Here is a 23272-nt window from a genome sequence, read left to right as displayed (position 1 = left end):
CGCCTCGTGGCCACGGGGTCTCCCGCCGTCATTCGACGATGTGGCGTCCTTCGGGCCGGGCGCTGCACGAGGAGCGGAAGGCGCAGTGCTCGCACTGGGAGCCGGTGCTGGGGGTGAAGCGTTCGTCGAGGACCCGGCCGGCGGCGGTGGCGAGCAGGTCCCCGACCCATTCGCCGGAGAGCGGTTCCTGTGACTGGACGCGCGGGAGGGAGTCCCCGCCCTCCTTCTTGGGGGCGGCCTGGCGCAGCTGCACGAGTTCGGCGCCACCGGGCGCGGGGCGCCGGCCGTCGAAGACGTCGTCGACGGCGCCCTCGCGGACGGCGAGCTGGTAGACGGCGAGCTGGGGGTGGTGGGCGACCTCGTCCTTCGTCGGGGTCTGCTTGCCGGTCTTGAAGTCGACGACGTACGCCCGTCCCTGCTCGTCCTGCTCGACGCGGTCCATGGAGCCCCGGATGCGCACCTCGTACGGACCGGCTCCGAGGGTGACGTCGAAGTCGTGCTCGGTGGCGACGGGGGTACGGCCGCCCCGGTCCATGACGTGCCAGCGCAGAAAGCGTTCGAGCGCCGCGCGCGCGTGCTCCTTCTCCTGGGCGGACTTCCAGGGTGCGTCGAAGGCGAGGGCGTCCCACACGGAGTCGAGGCGTTCCATGAGGACGGCGAGGTCGGCGGGGGTACGGCCGGAGGCGACCTCGTCGGCGAGGACGTGGACGACGTTGCCGAAGCCCTGCGCGGCGGTGGCCGGGGCGTCCGCCCTGACCTCGCGCCCCAGGAACCACTGGAGGGCACAGGTGTTCGCGAGCTGGTCCAGGGCGCTGCCGGACAGGGTGACGGGGTGGTCGCGGTCGCGGAGGGGCACCCCGCTGTGCGTCGGGTCCTGAAGTCCCCACCAGCGGTACGGGTGTGCTGCGGGCACCAGCGGCTGGCCCTCGTCGTCCGTGAGCGCGGCGAGCCGGGCCAGCCGTCGTGCGGCGGCGTCGCGGAGCGCGTCGGAGGCCTCGGGGTCGACGGTCGTGGCCCTGAGCTCGGCCACCAGCGGGGCGACGGCGAGCGGCCGGCGCGGCCGGCCGGTGATGTCGCGCGGTTCGACGCCCAGCTCGGTGAGGAAGCGCGAGGGCTGGTCGCCGTCGTCGGAAGGGGCCTTGACGGCGGTGACCACGAGACGGTCCCTGGCGCGGGTGGCGGCCACGTAGAACAGCCGGCGTTCCTCGGCGAGCAGGGCGCCGGGGGTGAGCGGCTCGGCGAGTCCGTCGCGGCCGATCCGGTCGGCCTCCAGGAGGGAGCCGCGGCGGCGCAGGTCCGGCCAGAGGCCCTCCTGCACGCCGGCGACCACGACGAGCCCCCATTCGAGACCCTTGGCCCGGTGGGCGGTCATGAGTCGGACCGCCGCGGGGCGTTCGGGCCGGCGGGCGAGCGTGTCGGCGGCGATGTCCTGGGCCTCGACCTCGTCCAGGAAGTTCAGGGCACCACGTCCGCCGGTGCGCTCCTCGGCGCGGGCAGCGGTCTCGAACAGCGCGCAGACGGCGTCGAGGTCGCGGTCGGCGTTGCGGCCGGCCGGGCCGCCGCGCAGGGCGGCCCGCTCCAGGCGCTGCGGCCAGGGCGTGCCGGTCCACAGCTCCCAGAGGGCCTCCTCGGCGGTGCCGCCGCCGTCGAGCAGCTCACGGGCCTTGCGCAGCAGGACGCCGAGCCGCTGGGCGGCCCGGGCGTAGGCGGGGTCGTGCGCGGTCAGCCGCTCCGGCTCGGCGAGGGCGCGGGCGATGAGCACGTCGGAGGGGGGCGGCACACGGTTGCCCGCCGCCCGCTCCTCGTCACGGAGGGCGCGGCCGAGGCGGCGGAGATCGGCGGTGTCCATGCCGCCGAGGGGGGAGGTGAGGAGGGTGGCGGCGGTGTCGGGGTCGATGGAGGGCTCGTCCTGACGCGCGGATCCGGAGCCGGGAGCGGGAGCGGAACCGGCGTCCGGGGCGGTGGCCTCGTCCGCGCCGGTGCGCCCGTCCGGGCCGGTGGCCTCGTCCGAGCCCGGGCCGGAGGGGGAGGCGGGGGCCCCGCCGGCGTACCGGCCGCCGTCCGCTCCCCGGTCGGCGTCGTCACGGCCGCCCTCGTACGCACCGTCACCGTCGTCGTGGCGGCCGCCGACCCGCCGGTCTTCCTCCTCCCGCCCCTCGTCCGCGGCACCGCCGACGCCCCGGCCTTCATCGGCCGGGTCTTCCCCGTCCCGGCCTCCGCCCACGGCAGCGCCGCCGGAACCGTCACCGTCGCCGCCGGTCCCACCCGCGTCGGGGTCCCCCGTCGCAAGCGGCCTCGCGGCGGTCCGCAGGGCGGTCAGGAGGGGCGTCACCGCGGCCTCGTGACGCAGGGGGATGTCGTCGCCGTCCGTCTCGACCGGCACACCGGCCATGGTGAGCGCACGCCTCGTCGCCGGGAGACTGCGGTTGCCCGCGCGGACGAGGACCGCCATGTCGTTCCACGGCACGCCCTCCTCCAGGTGCGCGCGCCGCAGGATGTCGGCGACGTTGTCGAGTTCCGTGGAGGCGGTCGGGTAGGTGTACACCTCGACGCGGCCGCCCGCACGGGCCGCGGTCAGCTCGCGGTGGGCGCGGACCTTGTCCGAGGGCAGCCGGGGCAGCGGCATCCGCTGGGTGAGCAGACGGGTCGCCGACAGCAGGGCGGCCCCGGAACGGCGGGACGCCGTCAGGACCGCGACGCCGGCCGGCCGGCCGTCGCTGCGGCGGAAGACCGCGGGGAAGTCGAGGATGCCGTTCACGTCCGCGCCCCGGAAGGCGTAGATGGACTGGTCGGGGTCGCCGAACGCCACCAGGGTGCGGCCTGCCCCCTCCAGCGCTCGCAGCAGCCGGACCTGGGCCGGGTCCGTGTCCTGGTACTCGTCGACGAAGACGGCGTCGTACCGCTGGGCGATCTGCTCGCCGGTCCCCGGCCGCTCGGCGAGCAGCGACGCCCGGTGGACGAGTTCGGCGTAGTCGAGGACGCCCTGCAGATCCAGGACGTCCAGGTACTCGGCGAGGAAGGCCGCGGCGGCGCCCCAGTCGGGTCGTCCGGTGCGCCGGGCGAAGGCCGCCAGCGCGTCCGGGCCGAGGCCGAGTTCCCGGCTGCGGGCGAGGACGGCACGCACCTCGTCGGCGAAGCCGCGGGTGGTCAGGCACGCCCGCAGCTCGGCCGGCCAGCGCGCACCGGCCCGGCCTTCCCGTTCCAGGTCGAGCTGTCCGGCCAGCAGGTCGCGGACGGCCACGTCCTGCTCGGGCCCGGACAGCAGGCGCAACGGTTCGGCGAACAGGTCCGCGTCCTGGTGGGCCCGCACGAGCGCGTAGCAGAAGGAGTGGAAGGTCGTGGCCTGCGGCGCTCGTGCGCCGCCGAGCCGCACGGCCATCCGGTCGCGCAGTTCGACCGCGGCCTTCCGACTGAAGGTGAGCACCAGCAGCCGCTCGGGGTCCGCGCCGCGCTCGATCCGGGAGGCGACGGCCTCGACGAGGGTCGTCGTCTTTCCCGTGCCCGGTCCCGCGAGCACGAGCAGTGGCCCGCGCTCGTGGTCAACCACCGCGCGCTGCGAGGCGTCCAGGAGAGGGGGATCCACCGGGCCCGGCGAGGTACGCACCAGTCGGTACGCGCCCGGGGGCCTCCCCTTGCGCCCTTGCGGGCCCGGGGGGAACCCCTGCCGTACCCGACGGTGCGGTGTACGCCCGGTGGAGGAGGAGGAACTCACGTGGATCGCCGGTCCTGGTGGGTGTGCTGACGGTGGTGACGACGGGCCCGGTGCGGGAGCACGGGCGGGGCGGACGGACCTGGGGGCCGGTGGAAGAGGTGGCCGGCGGCGCGTGCGCCACCGGCTGTGGGGACGACGCTACGCCCGCGGGCGCCCCTGCCGCAGACGGACCGCTCGGGACCCCCGCCGACGGAACGCTCGGGACCGCCGCCGACGGAACGCTCGCGACCCGCACGGACACCGACCGCGAGCTCCGGACGTCTCATCGCGCCGCCGAATGGCGGAAGCTGTCAGATGTGAGCCCCTTCGCCCGCCCCGTCTGCCGCGGCACCGCCGTCCCAGCGGGCGCGCCGCATGTCCAGGCGCGGCACATGGCCCTCCGCGCCCGGCGGCGCCTGCCGCAGCGGGGTGCCCTCCGTGCGGTAGTGCTGCAGTGCCCGCAGCTCGTGGCCGGCCAGCAGGGCGCCGTCGGAGCGCACCACACGCCACCAGGGACCCACCCCTCCGTAGAGCGCCATCACCCGGCCGACCTGGCGCGGCCCGCCCTCGCCGAGCCATTCGGCGACGTCCCCGTACGTCATGACCCGGCCGGGCGGGATGTGCTCGGCCACCTCGAGCACCCGCTCCGCGTACTCCGGCAGTTCCGGCACCTCATCGCTCATCCGGCCCATCTTGCCCCATGCCACCGACAGCGGGCCGGGAGCGCCGTCCCTCGCATATATCAATGCAAAGAGGGGCAAGTACCCCAGCACGCACCTTCGCGTCGCACCCTGATGCCACCCTCCGTCGGTTCGCCATGCCACCATCGTCCGGGCGGTGACTGGTGATACGAGATCAAGAAGAGACCGACACGACGAAGGAGCTGGGCGTGCAGCCTCCCGCGGCGGCGAGCACCTCCGGCTCCGAGTCGCGCTCCGAAACCGCCGGACCGCACCAGGACCACCCCCGCGAACCCAGCCCGGAACCCCCCACGCAGCCCGCCCGGGACCAGGGCCGCGAGGGCGCACCGGCCGCCGCGCCCTCCCCTGCCGCCTCCGTGAGCCCCGCCCCGGCCGACCAGGCCCGAGGGCGCGGAGGGCACGCACGGCCCACCGCCTCCGCCCGCTCCGCGGCGGACTCCGGGCGCCGGGCGGCCGAGCACGAGCGGCGACGCACGGACGGCGGCTGCGCTGACGGCGACGACGTGGCCCACATCGACCGCCTCTCCGGCGACGAGCCCCTCCTGCCCGCACGTGTCCACCGCCCCTCCGACCTGACGCGGCTGCTCGCGGGCATCCTCGCGGTCGTCGTCGTCCTGGGCCTGGCCGCCTTCGCCCACGGCACGACCACCGGACTCGAATCGGACATCTCCAAGGGCACCGGCCAGGCTCCCGACCTCCTGGTGAAGCTCGCAGGGCTGATGTCGAGCATCGCCGTGCTCCTCGTCCCCGTCGCCTTCGCGATCGAGCGGCTGATCAAACGGGACGGGCTGCGCATCGCGGACGGTGTGCTCGCAGCCGTCCTCGCCCACGGGGTGACGCTCGCCACCGACCTCTGGGTCGCCAAGGCCGCGCCCGGCCAGATCCAGGACGCGCTGACCCAGCCCGCCTCGGGCGGCGGGCTCACCGACCCGGTCCACGGCTATCTCGCGCCCGTGATCGCGTACATGACGGCGGTCGGCATGGCACGGAGGCCGCGCTGGCGCGTCGCGTTGTGGGGCGTGCTGCTGCTCGACGCCTTCGCGATGCTCGTGGCCGGCTACACCACACCGTTCTCGATCATCCTGACCGTGCTGATCGGCTGGACCGTCGCGTACGGCACGCTCTACGCGGTCGGATCCCCGAACGTGCGGCCGACCGGCCAGACCCTGCTGGCGGGACTGCGGCACGTGGGCTTCCGCCCGGTCACGGCCATGCGCGCCGAGGACGTACCCGACTCCGCAGACCAGGGCGACCGCGGGCGGCGCTACCTCGTCACCCTGGAGGACGGGCCTCCGCTCGACGTCACCGTCGTCGACCGCGAGCAGCAGGCGCACGGCTACTTCTACCGGGTCTGGCGCCGGCTGACGCTGCGGGGCATCACCACCCGCCGCTCCAACCAGTCGCTGCGGCAGGCCCTGGAGCAGGAGGCACTCCTCGCCTACGCCGCCATCGCCGCCGGGGCCAACGCACCCAGGCTGATCGCCACGTCCGAACTCGGCCCGGACGCGGTCATGCTCGTCTACGAGCACCTCGGCGGCCGTTCCCTCGACTCCATCCCGGACGAGGAGATCACCGACGAGGTGGTCCACGGCGCGTTCCGGCAGGTACGGGCGCTGCAGTCGCGCCGTATCGCCCACCGCAGGCTCACGGGCGACGCCATTCTGGTGGATCGTTCCGGCAGGGTGGTGCTGACCGACCTGCGCGGCGGCGAGATCGCCGCCGGCGACGTGGTGCTGCGCATGGACATCGCGCAGTTGCTCACGACGCTGGGCCTGCGCGTCGGTGCCGAGCGTGCGGTCGCCGCGGCCGTCGAGGTGCTGGGGCCCGACGCGGTCGCGGACTGCCTGCCGCTGCTGCAGCCCATCGCGCTCAGCCGCTCCACCAGGGCCACCCTGCGGCGCCTCGCCCGGGAGCGGGCACAGGCCGAGCGGGAGGCGGTGCTGGCCACGGCCGAGTCGGCCCGGCAGGCCAGGACCGAGCAGGGCACCAGTGCGGCCGAGGACGACAGGAAGACGGTCCGCAAATCGCTGCGCGCCGAGAAGCAGGCCGAGAAGCGGGCCATGGACGAGGCGCTCGACGAGGCCCGCGAGGAGGACCTGCTCGCCCAGATCCGCCACCAGGTGCTGCTGATCCGCCCCCAGGCGCCGGTGGAGCCGGCCCGGCTGGAGCGGATCCGGCCGCGCACGCTGGTGAGTCTGATCGCCGGCGCCATCGCCGCGTACTTCCTGCTGTCGCAGCTCACGCAGACCAACCTCACCGTGGTCAGCCGGGCGCACTGGGGCTGGGTCGCCGCCGCGGTCCTGTTCTCGGCGCTGAGCTATGTGGCCGCCGCGATGAGCCTGCTGGGGTTCGTGCCGGAGCGGGTGCCGTTCCTGCGGACGGTCGTCGCGCAGGTCGCCGGCTCGTTCGTGAAGATCGTCGCACCGGCCGCCGTCGGCGGTGTCGCCCTGAACACCCGCTTCCTCCAGCGCTCCGGGGTCCGCCCGGGGCTCGCGGTGGCGAGCGTCGGCGCCTCGCAGCTCTTCGGTCTCGGCGCGCACATCCTCCTGCTGCTGGCCTTCGGCTACCTGACCGGCACGGAGAAGACGTCGTCGCTCACGCCGTCGAGGACGGTCATCGCCGGGCTGCTGACCGTGGCGGTGCTGGTGCTGGTGGTGACGGCGATCCCCTTCCTGCGGAAGTTCGTGGCGACGCGGCTGCGGTCCCTGTTCGCCGGCGTCGTCCCGCGGATGCTGGACGTGCTCCAGCGACCCGGGAAACTGATCACCGGCATCGGCGGCATGCTGCTGCTCACCGGCTTCTTCGTGATGTGCCTGGACGCCTCCATCCGGGCCTTCGACAACGGCGACCAGCAGCTCAGCTACGCCAGCATCGCCGTCGTCTTCCTCGCCGGAAACGCCCTGGGATCCGCGGCCCCGACACCGGGTGGCGTGGGCGCCGTCGAGGGCGCGCTGACCCTGGGCCTGATCGCCGTGGGGCTGCCGCCGGAGGTCGCGACCCCGGCCGTGCTGCTCTACCGGCTGATGACGCTCTGGCTGCCGGTGCTGCCGGGGTGGCTGTCCTTCAACCACCTCACCCGTAAGGGCGCCCTGTAGGTCGTACGGACCGGGCGGGACCGGACCGCGGCCCCGTCGGGCGGCCGCCGCCGACAGGCGGAGCTCCGCGCGGGGCCGCAGGATGGGGTCATGCCGACCTCCCCCACCGGCCGCCCCGGCGCCGGCCCCGACCCCGGCGGCGACGGCCGGGACAGCGACGCCCCCGGCCCGCCGGAGGGGCACGGCCCGGCGCCCGGTACGGACGACGCCGTACGGGACGGTGCCGGGCCCCCCGCGTCCGGGACCTTCCGCACCGAGGTCCCCGGCCGCCACAGCGGCGCCGCACGGCGTGCCGGCACCCTGCTCGCCGCCGCGACCGCCACCCTGCTCCTCGTCACCGCCGGCTGCTCCGACGGCGACGGCGGCGGCGGGAACGGCAGCGGGGAGCAGCGCGACCGGGACCTCGGCAGCCAGAGCCTCGACTGGAAGCCCTGTCCGGCCCCCTCGGAGGCCGAGGGCGGCGGCGCCGCTCCGTCGCCGCTGCCCGGCGGCACCACGTGGGAGTGCTCCTTCATGGAGGTCCCGCGCGACTGGGCGAAGCCGGACGGCGAGACCATCGAACTGGCCCTCATCCGGGCGAAGGCCCGTGACCAGGCCGGCCGGATCGGTTCGCTGATCTTCAACTTCGGCGGCCCCGGCGGCTCCGGCGTCAGCACGCTGCCCGCTGCGGCACAGGACTTCGAGCGGCTGCGCGCCCGCTACGACCTGGTGAGCTTCGACCCACGGGGCGTCGGCCGCAGCCAGCCCGTCGAATGCCTCGACGACCCGGAGCTGGACCAGTACTACGCCCAGGACGCCACCCCGGACGACAGTGCCGAGGAGAAGACGTACAGCGACAACCTGAACCGGTACGACTCCGCGTGCGAGGAGAACTCCGGTCCGGACCTCCCCCACGTCGGCACCGCCAACGCCGCACGGGACATGGACCTGATGCGCCAGGTCCTCGGCGACGACAAGCTCCACTACTTCGGCATCTCCTACGGGACGGAGCTCGGCGGCGTCTACGCCCACCTCTTCCCGGAGAACGTCGGACGGGCGGTCTTCGACGCCGTCGTCGACCCGACCAGCACCGCGGTGGAGGGCTCCCTCGGCCAGGCCAGGGGCTTCCAGCTGGCGTTCACCAACTTCGCGAAGGACTGCGTCGCGCGGGGGGACGCCTGCCAGCTCCCGGGCAGCACGCCGGAGGAGATCCAGCAGTTCGTGATCGACCTCCAGAACCGGCTGGAGAAGAAGCCGATCCCCGGCATCGGCGACCGCGAGCTCACCCAGACCCAGGCGACCAACGGCATCGCCCAGGCCCTCTACTCCAAGGAGTACTGGCCGCTGCTGGAGCAGGGGCTCGACGAGGCGGACGGGGGCGACGGCTCGCTGCTGCTCGCGCTGTCCGACGCGATGAACGGCCGCAACAGGGAGGGGCAGTACAGCAACCTCCAGGCGGCCAACGCGGCCATCAACTGCGTGGACTTCAAGGAGCGGTACTCGATGGAGCAGACGAAGGCGCGGCTCCCCGAGTTCCGCGAGGCCTCGCCGATCTTCGGCGACTACCTCGGCTGGGGCCTGATGGGCTGCAACCACTGGCCGGTGCCCGGACAGTGGGAGACACCCGACGTCAGCGCCACCGGCGCGGCCCCCATCCTCGTCATCGGCAACACCGGCGACCCGGCGACCCCGTACGAGGGCGCCCGGGCCATGGTCCAGGCGCTCGGCAAGGGCGTGGGGGTCGAGCTGACGTACGAGGGCGAGGGCCACGGCGCCTACAACAGCGGCAGCAAGTGCGTGGCGAGTGCGGTGGACCAGTACCTGCTGGACGGGAAGGTCCCGGCCTCCGGCACCGTCTGCCGCTGACGGGCGGCCGGATGCGCCCCCGCCGGCCCGGCACGGGTTCCCACCGTCACTGTCAGTGACGGCGCCTAGGATGGCGCAGCAGTGGACGGGACAGGGCGATGCACGGGGGGCAGTGATGTCTTTGCGTACGAGGTCGGCCGCGGCGGCCGTGGCGCTGGCGCTTGCCGGCGGGGCGCTCGCGGCCTGTGACGCGGGTGGTGGCGGAGAGGCGGACGGCAAGGGCCGGCCCGCGGCCTCCCTCCCGGTGAAGCAGGGCGACGCCGCCCAGGGGCTTCCCGCCGCGCTCACGGAGCAGCGTCCGCGGTGGCGGTCCTGCGCGGACGCGGAGGGCTGGACCTGCGCGTCGGTGAAGGTCCCGCTCGACTACGGCGCCCCGGAGGGCAGGACGATCTCGGTCGCGCTGATCCGCCGCCCGGCGCGGGACGAGGACCGACGCCTGGGCTCACTGCTGTTCAACTTCGGCGGCCCCGGGGTGTCCGGCATCGATCTGCTGCCCCGTGCGTCCGTGGAGTACGAGAAGCTCAACTCCCGGTACGACCTGGTCGGTTTCGATCCCCGCGGGGTGTCGGAGAGCTCGGGCGTCGTCTGCCGTGACGACGCGCGCACGGAGGAGGCCGCCGACCGCGTCGACCTCACTCCCGACACCGCCGCCGAGGAAGCGGCCTATTTCGCGGACGCCAGGGACTTCGGCCAGGGCTGCCAGCGCCGCGCGGGGGAGCTCCTCGCCCATGTGGGCACGGCGAACGCCGCACGGGACATGGATCTCGTCCGTCATGTCCTGGGCGACCGCAAGCTCAACTACTTCGGCATCTCGTACGGCACCCAGCTCGGCGGGACATACGCCCATCTCTTCCCGAAGAACGTGGGACGGACGGTGCTCGACGCCGTGGTCGACCCGACGGCGGACGCGGTGGGACACGCCCGCAACCAGACGACCGGCTTCCAGCGCGCCCTGGACAACTACCTCGCGAGCAGGGGCGAGGACCCGAAGCGGGGCACCGCACGGATAGCGGCGCTGCTGGAGCGGATCGACAGGAAGCCGCTGCCGGCGAGCGACGGCCGCGAGCTGAACCAGAGCCTCGCGCTCACCGGGATCGTGCTGCCCCTGTACGCGCAGAGCATGTGGCCCGATCTCACGGCGGCCCTGGAGGAGGCGGAGGAGCGCGGCCGCGGGACGAAGCTGCTGGCCCTGGCCGACTCCTACAACGACCGTGAACCGGACGGCAGTTACGGCACGCAGAGCCACTCGCAGCGCGCGATCTCGTGCGTGGACGCCAAGCAGCGTCCGGCACCGGCCGAGGCGAAGGCCCTGCTGCCGGAGTTCGAGCGGATATCCCCCGTGTTCGGCCCGTTCCTGGCCTGGGACACGGCGGGGTGGTGTGCGGACTGGCCGGTCCCCGGTGAGCACGAGACACCGGAGACGAGCGCGAAGGGCGCGGGCCCGATCCTGGTCGTGGGCACGACCGGCGACCCGGCGACGCCCTACGAGGGTGCTCGGCGGATGGCGGACGAACTGGGCGAGGGCGTCGGCATCCTGCTCACCAACAAGGGCGAGGGCCATGGCGGCTACACCCCGTCGAACGGGTGCGTGACGGGGATCGTGGACGGCTATCTGCTGGACGGCGAGGTCCCGGAGGACGGCAGGACCTGCGGCTAGGCCCCCGGCCCCGCGCCGGGCACGTCCTCCCGCCCCGGGCCCGCTCCGGGCGCGCCCTTCGCACCCCGCGCGCCGGCCGGGGCAGGCACAGGGGCCCGGTACCGCCGGGGCACGCGCGAGCGAGCCAGTGCCGCCAGGACCACGCACAGGGGTCCGGCACCGCCCGCACGCGAGACGGGGTCGGCCCTGCGCGCTCGCCCGCACACGCACCGTCGCCGGTAGCCCGTGCACCCGGTCGACGCATGCGGAAGGGCCGGCCCTTCCGGGCCGGCCCCTGCTCCGGAGCTCGGGTCCAGGCCGTGTTGCGAAAGTTCCGCCCGCAGGGCGGGGTCTGCGGCGTCTGGTGCGTGCGATCGCAAGACGGAGGATCATCCTCGTACTGAACGAACCTGGATGACTCCGACAACGCAGCGAGCGTGCCAGGCGTCGCGCGCCAGGAGGACTTTCGCAACCCGGCTAGTAGACCGGCTTCTCCGGCTCGATCTGGTTGACCCAGCCGATCACGCCTCCGCCCACGTGCACGGCGTCGGCGAAGCCGGCGGACTTGAGCACCGCGAGGACTTCCGCACTGCGGACGCCCGTCTTGCAGTGCAGGACGATCTTCCTGTCCTGCGGCAGGTCCTGGAGGGCGTTGCCCATCAGGAACTCGTTCTTCGGGATGAGACGCGCGCCGGGGATCGAGACGATCTCGTACTCGTTCGGCTCGCGGACGTCGATGATGTCGATGTTCTCGCCTTCGTCGATCCACTCCTTGAGCTGCTTCGGAGTGATCGTGGAGCCGAGCGCCGCCTCCTGGGCCTCCTCGGACACGACGCCGCAGAAGGCCTCGTAGTCGATGAGCTCGGTGACGGTCGGGTTCTCGCCGCAGACAGCGCAGTTCGGGTCCTTGCGGACCTTCACCTGGCGGTACTGCATCTCCAGGGCGTCGTAGATCATCAGCCGGCCGACCAGCGGCTCGCCGATGCCCGCAAGCAGCTTGATGGCCTCGTTGACCTGGATGGAGCCGATGGACGCGCAGAGCACGCCCAGCACGCCGCCCTCCGCGCAGGAGGGCACCATGCCGGGCGGCGGGGGCTCTGGGTAGAGGCAGCGGTAGCAGGGACCGTGCTCGGACCAGAACACCGAGGCCTGGCCGTCGAAGCGGTAGATCGACCCCCAGACGTACGGCTTGTCGAGCAGCACGCACGCGTCGTTCACCAGGTACCGGGTGGCGAAGTTGTCCGTGCCGTCGACGATGAGGTCGTACTGGCTGAAGATGTCCATCACGTTCTCGGCCTCGAGCCGCTCTTCGTGAAGGACCACGTTCACATACGGGTTGATGCCCTTGACGCTGTCCCGCGCGGACTCGGCCTTGGAGCGGCCGATGTCCGACTGGCTGTGGATGATCTGACGCTGCAGGTTCGACTCGTCGACCTCGTCGAACTCCACGATGCCGAGGGTGCCGACACCGGCCGCCGCCAGGTACATCAGCGCCGGCGAGCCGAGGCCACCGGCGCCCACACAGAGCACCTTGGCGTTCTTCAGCCGCTTCTGCCCGTCCATCCCGACATCCGGGATGATCAGGTGGCGGGAGTACCTGCGGACCTCGTCTACGGTGAGCTCGGCAGCCGGCTCGACCAGGGGTGGCAGCGACACGGGGACTCCGTCGTTGGTGGTTGCGTCAGTACGGTTGTTCTGGCTGTAACAGTGCCACGCGCCTTCTCATTCCGAGACACCCGGTCCAATCCGCGAGACAATTTCGTCCCAGTAGCCGGGCAACGAGTGGAATGCCCCGTTCTGCCCCCGCCCCGAGTCCGAACGGTCGGTGAAGAAGATCGTTCCCGCGCCCTGCCAGCGGGCGATCCTCATCGCCTCGTCCAGATGCGTCCGGGGCACCCCGTGCACGAAGTGCACGAAGCGCTCGGGCGGATGGTCGGCCGTCCACTCCGCCACCTGCGACCAGCGGTAGTCGGTCCAGGCCCCCGAGAAGGTGACGAGCTGGTCGGCCACCTCCGCATAGCCGGGATGGGGGTGCTCGCCGTGGCCCAGGACGATGTGCCCGCCGTCGAGAACGGTCTGCAGCGTGGCCGTCGCCCGGCGCACCGGGGGCAGGTCCGACTCCTCGACCGGGCAGCGGTCCAGCAGGAACCCGCCGACCTTGTACCAGTCGAGGTAGCGATGGGCGTCGGAGACGATCTCTCCGAACGTCCGGGTGCCGTGGCCGAGGTCGATGCGGCCCAGCACCCGGACTCCGGCGTTGGTGAGTTTGCCCGCAGCCTCCAGGCAGTGCGGGTCGGGTCTGCTGCCCGGGCCGTCCGAGACGTTCAGGACGGCCCAGTGCAGCGGGGTGCCCGGTCTGGTCAGCTCGGCCCATTCGACCGGGGCGACCAAGGGGTGGGCATAGCCCGGGACACCGAAACCGAGCCGGTCGGCGCCCGTGGCGGAGAGTGCGCGGTCCGTGCTGATCAGATGCGGCATGCCGCCTCCATCCAGATGTCCGCGAGGGACTCCTCCAGGTTGATCCGCGGCCGCCAGCCCAGCCGGTCGCGGGCGGTTCGTACGTCCGCCTGCTGCCAGCTGCCGCAGCCGTCGGGGTAGGGGTAGGGCGTGGCACCCAGCTGTTCCGGGACGGACTCGGGGCCCCGGGGGGCGCCGATGACGGGGTGACCGGGGCGGTGCGGCGGGCCGTCCAGCTCGTGCAGCGCGCCCGCGTACCCGGCGACCCGGGCGAGCACGGCTGCGGCGTCGCGCAGCCGCACCGCACGGCCGGTGCCGATGTTGACGACACCCTGCGCGGCGGAGAGCGAGGCGGCGTGCACGGCGCGCGCCACGTCCCGCACATCGACGAAGTCGCGCTGGACGCCGAGCCCGCTGAGCTTGAGCTCCCCGTCACCGGCCTGCATGGCCCGGCGCATGGCCTCGGCCAGCCGGCCGAGCGGTGAGCCGGCCGGGGTGCCGGGGCCGACGGGCGAGAAGACCCGCAGGACGACGGCGTCCAGTCCGGACCCGAGGACCAGCTCGGTCGCGGCGAGCTTCGACACCCCGTACGGGCCGCCGGGCCGCGGCACGGCGTCCTCGGCGGTCGAGGAACCGGGCTGCGAGGGCCCGTACTCGGAGGCGCAGCCGAGCTGGACGAGCCGGGCGTCGCAGCCGCTGCGGCGCATGGCCTCGCAGACGGTGGCGACGGCCACGGTGTTGTGCCGGGTGAGGTCGCGGGCGCCCCCGCGGGTGGCACCCGCGCAGTTGATCACGACTCCCGGGTGGACGGCGTCCAGGAACCGGGTCAGCGCCCCCGGGCTGCCGCCCGCGAGGTCGAACCGTACGTCGGCGTCGTCGCCGCGCCCCAGCGCGGTCAGATGCACCGCCGGGTCGGCCAGCAGCCGATCGGCGACGAACCGGCCGAGGAATCCGTTTGCTCCAAGCAGCAGCACCCTCATCGCGCGGCTCCTCGGGGCCGACGGGCCGGTGCTGGGTGGTGCGGGGTCATTGTCGTCTGTCTCCTCGGGGGATGGTGCAGGGGTGGGATTCGCCCGCGGCGTCGGCTCCGCGGGAGTGCGTGGGGGGTGCGTGCGGGGTCATGTGGTGTGGGCCGAGGCCCGGGAGAGGGCGGCGGTCGCATGGACCAGCAGCCCGAGGGCGGCGGCGCCGCACACGAGGGCGGGCACCGCGGCGACACCCCAGGTGCCCACTACGGCCTCGACGGGCCGGGCGAGGAAGCCGCAGCCGGGGAGGCGGCCGCCGAGGACCGTGGCCAGTGCCAGCCCCTCACCGGCACAGGCGAGGCCGAGGCCGGTCGCGGCCGCGTGCGGGAAGCCGTGCACGGTCAGCAGCCGGGCGAGGAAGAGCAGCAGTCCGAGGGCGACGGCCGGGGCGAGCGCCACGGGCAGCACCAGGGACGTGAGGACGAGCAGGGCGATGAGGCAGCCGGTGTGGAGGGCGACGCCGCCGAGCAGCAGGGGGCGTGTGCCCGCGGCGAACTCCTCGAGCCCTCGGCTGCCGCCCAGCCGGCGCCGCGCCTGGGCGGAGAACAGCCGTGCGGTCCAGGCGGCGGGCGCCACGGCGAGGGCCAGGCCCACGAGCGGGCCGGGCGCGAGCGGCCAGGGCCCGTCGGGCCCACCGGCGACGAGGGTGGTCAGCAGCCCGTCGCCGAGGAGCGCGTACGCCACGAGCCAGCACACCAGGAAGCGTGCGACGGGCACCGTGCGCCCGGGGGCGCGCAGAGGGCCGCGCCGCAGGCTCCAGGCCAGCGTCACGGCCAGCCCGACGGCCCCGGCCGCGCCCACCCCGATCCGGACTCCGCCGTCGGTGAGCCGGAGGCCGGCCGCCGTGAGGACGGCCACCGCGCCCGGCGTCATCGCGGACAGCGGATGTGCGGGGCGCGCGACGGCGTCCTCGTCCTCCGCGAGTGGCGGGGTCTCCTCGCCGCGCGGCACACGGGCGTAGAGCTCCTCGGCGAGGGAGAAGACGTCGCGGTGCCGGAAGCGGGCGGCGGTCCGGTCGGTGACGCCGTGGGCCTCCAGGCCGGCGGCGATCTCCAGCGGATCGACGGCCCGTTCGCACAGTTCGCGGTGGCGGTGCATGAGGGCCTTCACGGGGTCGGCGGGCCCGCGGCGGCCGGTCCTGGCACGGACGGCTCCGTCGGCCCCTCCTGCGGCCTGCTCCTTCCCCGCCGGTTCCGCCGAACGGGTCGTGCGGGCGACGGCACCGGCGGCCCGCCGAGGTGCGGCGGCCACGGCGACGACCGGGCCTCGCTCCGGCTCGGGTTGCCGCGCGGTGATGGTTCTGCCGGCCGGGACGGGGGCGGTGGGGTCAGACATCGGGCCCTCCTGGTGCGGCCGCGGTGGTGATGGATGCGGGGTCCGCCCAGCGGGGGCGGGTGCGGCGGCCGGTCCAGTGACCGGGGACATGGGCCTCCGCCGGGGTGGCGAAGGGAACGGGTTCGCCGTCGCCGTCGACGGCGTCCGCGTCGCGGTGGACCGGGCTGTGGGAGATGAGCTCCAGGTAGATGCCGCGGAACGCGGCGAGGTTCTGCTCGACGGTGAAGAGTTCGAGCGCCCGGGCGCGGGCCGCCGCGCCGAGCCGTTCGCGGCGCTCGGGGTCGCGCAGCAGGGCCAGACAGGCGTCCGCGAGCGCCCGGGGGTTGCGCGGAGGGACCACGAGCCCCGTGCCGCCGATGACCTCGACGACGGCGCCGACGTCGGTGGACACGGTCGCCCGGCCGCAGAACATCGCCTCCACCAGGCTGATCGGGAAGCCCTCGACGACGCTGGACAGGACGATCACCGCTCCGGCGGCGTAGGCGTCGGCGAGATCCGGGGCCTCCGGACCGCCTATCTCCTCGAAGGAGACGGGGTTGTCGCCGACGGCGTGCGCGTCCGCGGCCTCGTCGGGGAAGAGCTGTGCGGCCAGGGCCCTGCAGTGTGCGAGATAGGCACCGGACTCGGGGCCGGTCACGGGGGCACCGAGAATCCGCAGCCGCGCCCCGGGCTCCTCCTTGCGCACCTCCGCGAAGGCGTGGAGCAGCGCGATGAGGTCCTTGGCGGGCTCGATCCTGCCGACCCAGACGAGGGTGTGCGGGTCGCCGGAGTCGTCCCCCTCCCCCACCGCGGTGAAGCGCTCGGCGTCCATGCCGGGGTAGACCGTGCGCAGCCGGGCCGGGTCGGCGCCGCACTTCTCCTGCCAGCGTCTGGCGTGGGTGTTCCCCGGGGTGATGACGGACGCCTGCCGGTAGACCTCCGAGGCGAGGCACCCGTGGAAGGCCGCGAGCAGGGAGCGCACGGGCGCCGCGAGGGGCGCGTCGTGGGCCGCGAGGTAGTGCGCGCGCAGCTGCACCCCGTACTCGGTGACCAGCAGCGGTACCCCGAAGAAGCGTTTGGCCAGAAGTCCGGGCAGGGCCGCCGTGCCGCCGGACGCGGCGTGGCAGAGGTCGACCGCGCCGAGGGAGTCGTCCCCGTACCAGTCGAGCGAGAGCGGGCGCAGCGCACGCTCGAGCTCGTCGGTGAAGGCGAGGTAGTCGGGGACCGCAGCGGTGTGCACGGCCTGGCGCGCGCCGGGGGCGCGGCAGGCGGACTCCAGTGTGCGCACGGCGAGTTCGGAGCGCAGCGCGGCGTACAGTCCGCCGCGCTCCCGGGCGAGCCCGGCGAGCCCGTACAGCCCGTCGGCGAAGGCCTCCGGGTCGCCGCCGGAGCACACGGCGGCGGCGAGGGAGGCGAAGTGGGCGGCGAACGCGCGCCGTTCACGGCGGCCGTAGGTGCGCCCGTCGTCCTCCGGCGCCCAGAGGGGCGCCGTCCGCACCCGCTGCACGTGGCGCGGCAGTTCCACCCAGCCCTGCTCCTCCTGGTGGGCCGAGCGGCTGAGCGCGTACACGTCGAAGTCGTGCTGGGTCAGCCCGCGCACGAGCCGGTCGCACCAGAGCCTGGACTGACCCGTCGCATACGGATAACCACCATCCGTGAGCAGCCCGATCCGCACGAGTGCACCCCCGATCTCCTGTGTGGGCGGCCACCTTCGGTCCGGCGGCCCGCAGCGGGAAAAAGCTATGCGGATACGCCGGTGGCGCGACGGACGGTTGTCCATCGCGCCACCGGAAGGGGTGAATGCACGTAACTTTCCCCGTCTCGTAGCGTTCGGTCGCGCTACAAGCGGTTTCCATCACGTTCCGTCAGACCGAGGCCAGTTCCCTCCGTGCGCCGCGGCGCGCGCCGAGACGACCGTCTCGATCCGCGGACGTGCCGCGGAGGGATACGCCGCGGCGAGCCGGCCACTGCACGGCCCGCGGGTCAATCCCCCGGATGCGCCCAGGGGTTGGGGCGGCACTTGATCCCGTCGATGTCCAGCGACTTCGTCTGCTGCTGCATCACGGGAGCGAGGGCGCCCGGCGTGCGGCAGTTCACATGGTCGTGGCCGAGACGGTGGCCGACCTCGTGGTTGATCAGCATCTGGCGGTAGGCCAGCATCGCCTTGGCCCCGTACGTCTCCGAACCCTGGGCCCAGCGGTACGCGTTGATCATCACGCGATCCGTGGAGGCGGAGTCGCAGGAGACGTTGCCGGAGACGGTGTCGAGGCCCGACTTGGCGCACCAGGTCCCGGTGGTGCCCGGACTCGCCAGCGTGATGACGAACTCGGGTTCCCCCGAGGAGATCCGCTCGAAGGTCATGGCACCGCCGTGCGCCCAGCTGCGGTCGTCGTTGAGGGTCTTCTGGACGGCTTCCGCGAACAGCTTCCCGTCGAGGCCGAGTCCCTGCTCGATGTCGACCCGGTAGCGGACCTTCCGGCCCTTGCCGGGCGCCCGGTCCAGGCCCGGGACCGCCTCGAACTTCCCCGACCCCTTGAGCCCGGGATCGAGCGGGAACTGCCGGGTCATCAACTGCGCGTACGTGGGCGGTGCGGCGGGGGCCGCCGGTGCCGCCCGCTGCGGCGGCACCACGCGCTGGTCGGAGCGCGACGCGCCGTCCTCCGTGATCCGCTCGGCGCCCTCGGCCGCCTGGGTGGCGGTGGACGCGGGCCCGGTGTCGGTGACCTGCCCGGCGACCACGACCGCGAGAACGGTCGTCACCGCGGCGGCCGCGACACCCGTGACGGTACGGCCGCGGGCGTGTTTGGCGGGGGTCCCGTCGTCGCCGCCGCCGTCGTCGGGTGCGGTCCCCGCGCCCTGCTCGCGCTCGTCGGAGGGCGGCGGCTGGTCGAAGGCCTCGACGAACTCCCGGCGCGGGCCCGGGATACGGGCCCCCGCACCGATCGGCGGCCGCTGCCGGGCACCCGGCGGGACGGCCGGGAACTGTCCGGTCGTGGCGGTGGACGACGCGCCCGGGTGCCGGCCGGTGGTGGCGGCGGTGTGGCCGCGCGGGACGCCCTGCCAGTCGCCGTACCGTCCGCCGGCCGGGGGCTGGCCGCCCCAGCCGCCGCCCGCCTCGTACTGCTGGGGGTGACCGCCGCGCACCTGCGGTACGCCGTGCGCCGGTGTGCCGTCGGCCGCGGGGCCCGAGTGCTCCGGCGGGCCGCCCTGCCGCCTGCGCCGGCCGCTGCCGGGAACGGCGGGTGAGCCCGCGGCGCCGGAAGTGCCCCTGGTGTCGGCGGCCTTGGGTGCGGGGCCCTTGCGGCTGTGTCGTCCCACGCCCCGGATCAGCTCCTCGTGCTGTCGTCGAGCAGTTGCCGTACGGCCTCTGCGACCGTCTCCGGATACTCCATCATGGCGACGTGGCCCGCGTCCGGGAGGGTCAGCAGCCGCGAGTCGCGGAACGCGGCGTTCGCCCGACGCGCCATGCGGTACGAGACCAGTTGGTCCCGGCAGCCGTAGACCAGCAGCGTCGGTGCGAGCACCCGCTGCGCCTGGCGCCACAGACCGTGCTGGCCTCCCAGCGTGTACGCGTCGACCAGACCGCGCGCCGAGCGGGCCATGGCGTCCCAGAAGTACGGCAGTTCCAGCCGGCGCTCCATCTCCTCCACGGCGTGGAGGAGGGCCTCGTCGGTCACCCGGCCCGGGTCCCCGTAACAGAGGGACAGCACGCCGCGGACCCGCATCTCGGCCGTCCAGCCGCGCGTCAGCCGCTGGAACAGCGGGGCGACGCCGGGCAGGCCGAGTGCCGCGGTGGGCCAGGCGCTGCGCTGGGCCCGGAGCTCCGGCAGGGCGGGCGAGACGAGGGTGAGGGTGGTCACGAGATCGGGGCGGACGGCCGCGACCCGGGTGACGACCGCGCCGCCCAGCGAGTTCCCCACCAGATGGACGGGGCCGCGTCCGCCCGCGTCGAGCAGCCGGATCACCGCACGGGCGTGGGCCGTGATCGAGTAGTTGCCGTCGTCGGGCGGCGGGGAGTTCCCGAAGCCCGGCAGGTCGACGGCCTCGCCGTCCACCGTGTCCTCCAGCGCCGCCATCAGCGTCGTCCAGTTCTGCGACGAGCCGCCCAGACCGTGGACGAAGAGCGCCGGGGGCAGCCCGGTCCGGGCGGGCGGACGGGCGCGCACCGTGAGCGTCAGGCCCGGGAGCGCCACGGAGCGCAGCTCCTCCCCCTCGGCCACCCGCACGGAACGGATCCGCTGAGCCTGCTCGGCGGCGCGGGTTCCCGGCAGCTCGGTCGAAGACATGGGGGCAATGTTACGAGACGATCACGCGACGGAACCTGTGTTCGGCGTCACACACCGCATAGCGTCCGGCCGAGCATGCTCATAGGCTCGATTACGGGGTACTCGCTCCTGGCTGACCGCCCCAGAGGAAAGGGATCCAGATGGCTGCCGACCCGACGGACCCGGGAACCTTCACGGAGGACGACCAGGGGACGCCGAACGAATTCGAGGAGCTGGAGGAGCTCGACGAGGAGACGCCCGAGGCGGACGCCGCCGAGCAGCACACGGAGGTGCGACCGGTCGGCGACGAGCCGCTGACGGGCATCGACCCGGCGAAGGCGAACGAGGCGGACGCCCAGGAGCAGGCCAGGGTGGTGGCCCTCGACGAGGACGACTACCGCTGATCTGTTCGGATTCTTGGGGCCACCACCTACCGCGGGCGTCCGGTACGTGAAATTCTGCGCCCGCACCGCGCACACCACGGTTACCGAAAAGTACGATGGCGGGCGCGAGCGCAGAGCGCACGCACGGAACACTGTGCTTGTGACATCGAACGTGGGAGGCGGCGTGACAGCCATCGAGCAGACAGAGGCGGCGCGCCCGCGAGGCACGCGCCTGCCGCGCCGTGCCCGACGCAACCAGCTCCTGGGCGCGGCCCAGGAGGTCTTCGTCGCCCAGGGGTACCACTCCGCGGCGATGGACGACATCGCGGAGCGCGCCGGCGTCAGCAAGCCGGTGCTCTACCAGCACTTCCCCGGGAAGCTGGAGCTCTACCTGGCGCTGCTGGACCAGCACTGCGAGTCGCTGCTGCAGGCCGTGCGCGGCGCCCTGGCCTCGACGACGGACAACAAGCAGCGCGTCGCGGCCACGATGGACGCGTACTTCGCGTACGTCGAGGACGAGGGCGGCGCGTTCCGGCTGGTCTTCGAGTCCGACCTCACGAACGAGCCCGCCGTGCGCGAGCGCGTGGAGCGCGTGTCGCTGCAGTGCGCGGAGGCCATCTCCGAGGTGATCGCCGAGGACACCGGACTGTCGCAGGACGAGTCCATGCTGCTGGCCGTGGGGCTCGGCGGCGTCTCGCAGGTGGTCGCCCGGTACTGGCTCTCCAGCAGCTCGGGCATCCCGCGCGACACGGCGGTGCAGCTGCTGACCTCGCTGGCCTGGCGCGGTATCGCGGGCTTCCCGCTGCACTCGGCCGAGGGCCTCGGCGACGGCCAGTGACGGCCCGGCCGCGCCGCTGTTCGCTGCGGGCGTGCACGGCTGAGCCGTGTGACGTCGCCTCACCGGGCTAATGTGTGCTGCGTACGGCGCGGCTGACCGCGCATCGCTGACCGTTCGGAGGGACATAGCCGTGGAGGTCAAGATCGGCGTGCAGCACGCGCCCCGGGAGATCGTTCTGGAGAGCGGTCAGACCGCCGAGGAGGTCGAGCAGGCGGTCGCCGACGCTCTGGCCGGCAAGGCGCAGCTGCTCAGCCTGACCGACGACAAGGGACGCAAGGTGCTGGTACCGGCCGACCGCGTCGCCTACGTCGAGATCGGCGAGCCGACCACGCGCCGCGTGGGTTTCGGCGCGCTCTAGGCACCGACTGCCGGAAGGGCCCGGCGGGCATCGCCCGCCGGGCCCTTCCGTATGTCCGCCCGCTACCCCGGCACGGCCGGTGTGTCCAGCGGTGATCGGGTGGAGTCGAGGGTTGTTTTCCGGTCGGTCCGGGTAGGACGGGCTACGACCCGATCCGCCCCCGCCGTCCGTGAGGTGATCCGTGGTGATCCTGGAGGCTCTCGGCTCCGTCCTGCTCGGACTCGCGCTGTCCTGGGCGGCCCTGCGACGGCTTCCGGACCGGCTCCCCGCACGGCGCGTGGTGTACCCGGCGGGCACGCTCGGTGCCCTGTTCGGCGCGTACCTGACGCACACGGCACTCGGTTCCGGCCATCTGCTGGGCACCCTCCTCGGCGCCGTGTTCGTCGCCGCCGTCACGCTGTCGCTGCTGATCCGGCCGGCGACGCGGCGGCTGCGCCGATCAGCCACCGTCTGACGCGCGCCGCCCGGCCCTGCGGCCCGCCCGGCGCCCGGGCGGTCCGGCCCTCCCCCGGTCGTTACGCGGCGAGCCCCAGCGCGGCCATACGCTTCGTGTGGGCCTTGGTGATCCGGGTGAACATCTCGCCGACCGCCGCCAGGTCGAACCCGTCCGCCACCCCGCCCACGAGCATCGTGGACAGCGCGTCGCGCTCCGCGACGACCCGCTGGGCCTGGGACAGCGCCTCGCCCATCAGCCGGCGCGCCCACAGCGCGAGCCGGCCCCCGACCCTCGGGTCCGCCTCGATCGCGGCACGGACCTTCTCCACGGCGAAGTTGCCGTGACCCGTGTCGTCGAGCACCGCGAGCACGAGGGCCCGGGTGTCGGAGTCCAGGCGTACGGCCACCTCGCGGTAGAAGTCGCTGGCGATCGAGTCGCCGACGTAGGCCTTGACCAGGCCCTCCAGCCAGTCGGACGGCGCGGTCTGGCGGTGGAACTCGTCCAGCGCGGCCGCGAAGGGCTCCATGGCCTTCGTGGGCTCGGTCTCGATCGCGGTCAGCCGGTCCCGCAGCCGCTCGAAGTGGTGGAACTCCGCGGAGGCCATCTTCGCCAGCTCCGCCTTGTCCGCCAGCGTGGGCGCGAGCTTCGCGTCCTCGGCGAGCCGCTCGAAGGCCGCCAGCTCGCCGTAGGCGAGCGCGCCCAGCAGATCCACGACCGCGGCGCGGTACTGGGGGTCGGCGGAGGCCGCGGCCCAGTCCTGGGCGGCGATCCCGGTCAGTTCTTCGGCGGCGTCCGCGGCGGGCGCGGTGGCGTTGTCAGGCGTCTCCATGAAGCGCACAATAGCCCGCCGCCCGTACCGTGGAAGGGCCTGGTCAGCACCCGTCGCGACACGGTGGCCGGGAATTCGGCCAACACAGATGCGCGAATCCGGGGTACAGTGGTATTAAGCCTGCCGGATATTCGGCGGGCCCTCTGAATGAGGATGCCCGGTCGGTGGCCCGATCGGCTCCGACCCGACAGCCCTCGGTGCGCATTCCGCCACACGAGGGGACCTCAGCGGCACGAGCGCTCGAGCGACGGCAGTGGTCCCGCGCCTTCCGGCCAATCCACGGCCGGCACCCGTACCCAGGTGCGGTAGAACCCCCAGCGTTCGCCTCGCGCCGCGTCTCACAGAAGAGGCAACACCCTGACTACGCAGGCCAAGACTTTCCGGGATCTCGGGATCCTT

17 protein-coding genes are annotated in these 23272 nt (G+C 73.8%); 7 read left to right on the top strand and 10 right to left on the bottom strand.

Annotated features, from left to right (window positions below):
• Positions 1–28: 28 nt before the first annotated feature.
• On the bottom strand, positions 29–3712 hold the full coding sequence (locus QRN89_RS22820; protein ID WP_290351246.1) for a UvrD-helicase domain-containing protein: 3684 nt from the start codon (positions 3710–3712) through the stop codon (positions 29–31).
• Between the two features lie 290 nt (positions 3713–4002).
• Positions 4003–4374 (bottom strand): MGMT family protein, encoded by a 372-nt coding sequence (locus tag QRN89_RS22815; RefSeq protein WP_290351245.1) that lies wholly within the window; start codon positions 4372–4374, stop codon positions 4003–4005.
• Positions 4375–4580: 206 nt separating this feature from the next.
• Between QRN89_RS22815 and QRN89_RS22810 the strand changes: the two genes are divergently transcribed.
• From QRN89_RS22810 to QRN89_RS22800, 3 genes are all read left to right on the top strand, one after another.
• A complete protein-coding gene (locus QRN89_RS22810; RefSeq protein WP_290351244.1) occupies positions 4581–7487 on the top strand; it encodes a lysylphosphatidylglycerol synthase domain-containing protein in 2907 nt (968 codons plus the stop codon).
• 90 nt (positions 7488–7577) lie between these two features.
• A complete protein-coding gene (locus QRN89_RS22805; RefSeq protein WP_290351243.1) occupies positions 7578–9332 on the top strand; it encodes an alpha/beta hydrolase in 1755 nt (584 codons plus the stop codon).
• Between the two features lie 115 nt (positions 9333–9447).
• Positions 9448–10989 (top strand): alpha/beta hydrolase, encoded by a 1542-nt coding sequence (locus QRN89_RS22800; RefSeq protein ID WP_435833263.1) that lies wholly within the window; start codon positions 9448–9450, stop codon positions 10987–10989.
• Positions 10990–11445: 456 nt separating this feature from the next.
• Here the strand turns inward: QRN89_RS22800 and moeZ are convergent, their stop codons facing one another.
• The 7 genes from moeZ to QRN89_RS22765 all read right to left on the bottom strand — a co-directional run bounded on the left by moeZ (position 11446) and on the right by QRN89_RS22765 (position 20050).
• Positions 11446–12624 (bottom strand): adenylyltransferase/sulfurtransferase MoeZ, encoded by a 1179-nt coding sequence (moeZ, locus tag QRN89_RS22795; RefSeq protein ID WP_290351242.1) that lies wholly within the window; start codon positions 12622–12624, stop codon positions 11446–11448.
• Between the two features lie 66 nt (positions 12625–12690).
• Entirely contained in the window at positions 12691–13446 is a 756-nt protein-coding gene (locus tag QRN89_RS22790; RefSeq protein WP_290351241.1) for a spherulation-specific family 4 protein, read from the bottom strand.
• Positions 13434–14405, bottom strand: a complete 972-nt coding sequence (locus tag QRN89_RS22785; RefSeq protein WP_269728490.1) for an NAD-dependent epimerase/dehydratase — start codon at positions 14403–14405, stop codon at positions 13434–13436. The genes QRN89_RS22790 and QRN89_RS22785 overlap by 13 nt, the downstream gene beginning before the upstream one ends.
• A gap of 138 nt (positions 14406–14543) precedes the next feature.
• Positions 14544–15785 carry a hypothetical protein gene (locus tag QRN89_RS22780; RefSeq protein WP_290351240.1) on the bottom strand — a complete coding sequence of 414 codons (1242 nt, stop codon included), beginning with the start codon at positions 15783–15785 and terminating at the stop codon, positions 14544–14546.
• Positions 15778–17439: a DUF3492 domain-containing protein gene (locus tag QRN89_RS22775; protein WP_290351239.1), complete on the bottom strand. Its 1662-nt coding sequence runs from the start codon at positions 17437–17439 to the stop codon at positions 15778–15780. The genes QRN89_RS22780 and QRN89_RS22775 overlap by 8 nt, the downstream gene beginning before the upstream one ends.
• A 308-nt stretch (positions 17440–17747) precedes the next feature.
• Complete coding sequence (locus QRN89_RS22770) at positions 17748–19082, bottom strand: DUF3152 domain-containing protein (protein ID WP_290351238.1); 1335 nt, start codon at positions 19080–19082, stop codon at positions 17748–17750.
• A gap of 8 nt (positions 19083–19090) precedes the next feature.
• Positions 19091–20050, bottom strand: coding sequence for an alpha/beta fold hydrolase (locus QRN89_RS22765; RefSeq protein ID WP_290351237.1), 960 nt, complete (start codon positions 20048–20050; stop codon positions 19091–19093).
• A 140-nt stretch (positions 20051–20190) separates the two neighbouring features.
• On the opposite strand from QRN89_RS22765, the gene QRN89_RS22760 reads away from it, so the two are divergent.
• The 4 genes from QRN89_RS22760 (at position 20191) to QRN89_RS22745 (ending at position 22062) form a co-directional block, all read left to right on the top strand.
• Positions 20191–20433: an Rv3202a family protein gene (locus tag QRN89_RS22760; RefSeq protein WP_290351236.1), complete on the top strand. Its 243-nt coding sequence runs from the start codon at positions 20191–20193 to the stop codon at positions 20431–20433.
• Between the two features lie 163 nt (positions 20434–20596).
• Complete coding sequence (locus tag QRN89_RS22755) at positions 20597–21250, top strand: TetR/AcrR family transcriptional regulator (RefSeq protein ID WP_290351234.1); 654 nt, start codon at positions 20597–20599, stop codon at positions 21248–21250.
• A gap of 130 nt (positions 21251–21380) precedes the next feature.
• On the top strand, positions 21381–21608 hold the full coding sequence (locus QRN89_RS22750) for a DUF3107 domain-containing protein (RefSeq protein WP_290351232.1): 228 nt from the start codon (positions 21381–21383) through the stop codon (positions 21606–21608).
• Positions 21609–21792: 184 nt separating this feature from the next.
• Complete coding sequence (locus tag QRN89_RS22745) at positions 21793–22062, top strand: hypothetical protein (RefSeq protein ID WP_290353820.1); 270 nt, start codon at positions 21793–21795, stop codon at positions 22060–22062.
• Positions 22063–22123: 61 nt separating this feature from the next.
• Here QRN89_RS22745 and QRN89_RS22740 read toward each other — a convergent pair whose 3' ends face one another.
• On the bottom strand, positions 22124–22873 hold the full coding sequence (locus QRN89_RS22740; RefSeq protein WP_290351231.1) for a ferritin-like fold-containing protein: 750 nt from the start codon (positions 22871–22873) through the stop codon (positions 22124–22126).
• Between the last annotated feature and the right edge of the window lie 399 nt (positions 22874–23272).

Source organism: Streptomyces sp. HUAS CB01, from assembly GCF_030406905.1.
Taxonomy (GTDB): Bacteria; Actinomycetota; Actinomycetes; order Streptomycetales; family Streptomycetaceae; genus Streptomyces; species Streptomyces chengbuensis.
This window is presented reverse-complemented; position numbering and strand designations above follow the sequence as displayed.

Coding starts and splice junctions, on each gene's coding strand:
- QRN89_RS22800 (WP_435833263.1), top strand. CDS start 9,448: ATGTCTTTGCGTACGAGGTCGGCCGCGGCGGCCGTGGCGCTGGCGCTT.
- QRN89_RS22790 (WP_290351241.1), bottom strand. CDS start 13,446: ATGCCGCATCTGATCAGCACGGACCGCGCACTCTCCGCCACGGGCGCC.
- QRN89_RS22765 (WP_290351237.1), bottom strand. CDS start 20,050: ATGTCTTCGACCGAGCTGCCGGGAACCCGCGCCGCCGAGCAGGCTCAG.
- QRN89_RS22785 (WP_269728490.1), bottom strand. CDS start 14,405: ATGAGGGTGCTGCTGCTTGGAGCAAACGGATTCCTCGGCCGGTTCGTC.
- QRN89_RS22805 (WP_290351243.1), top strand. CDS start 7,578: ATGCCGACCTCCCCCACCGGCCGCCCCGGCGCCGGCCCCGACCCCGGC.
- QRN89_RS22740 (WP_290351231.1), bottom strand. CDS start 22,873: ATGGAGACGCCTGACAACGCCACCGCGCCCGCCGCGGACGCCGCCGAA.
- QRN89_RS22780 (WP_290351240.1), bottom strand. CDS start 15,785: ATGTCTGACCCCACCGCCCCCGTCCCGGCCGGCAGAACCATCACCGCG.
- QRN89_RS22760 (WP_290351236.1), top strand. CDS start 20,191: ATGGCTGCCGACCCGACGGACCCGGGAACCTTCACGGAGGACGACCAG.
- QRN89_RS22815 (WP_290351245.1), bottom strand. CDS start 4,374: ATGAGCGATGAGGTGCCGGAACTGCCGGAGTACGCGGAGCGGGTGCTC.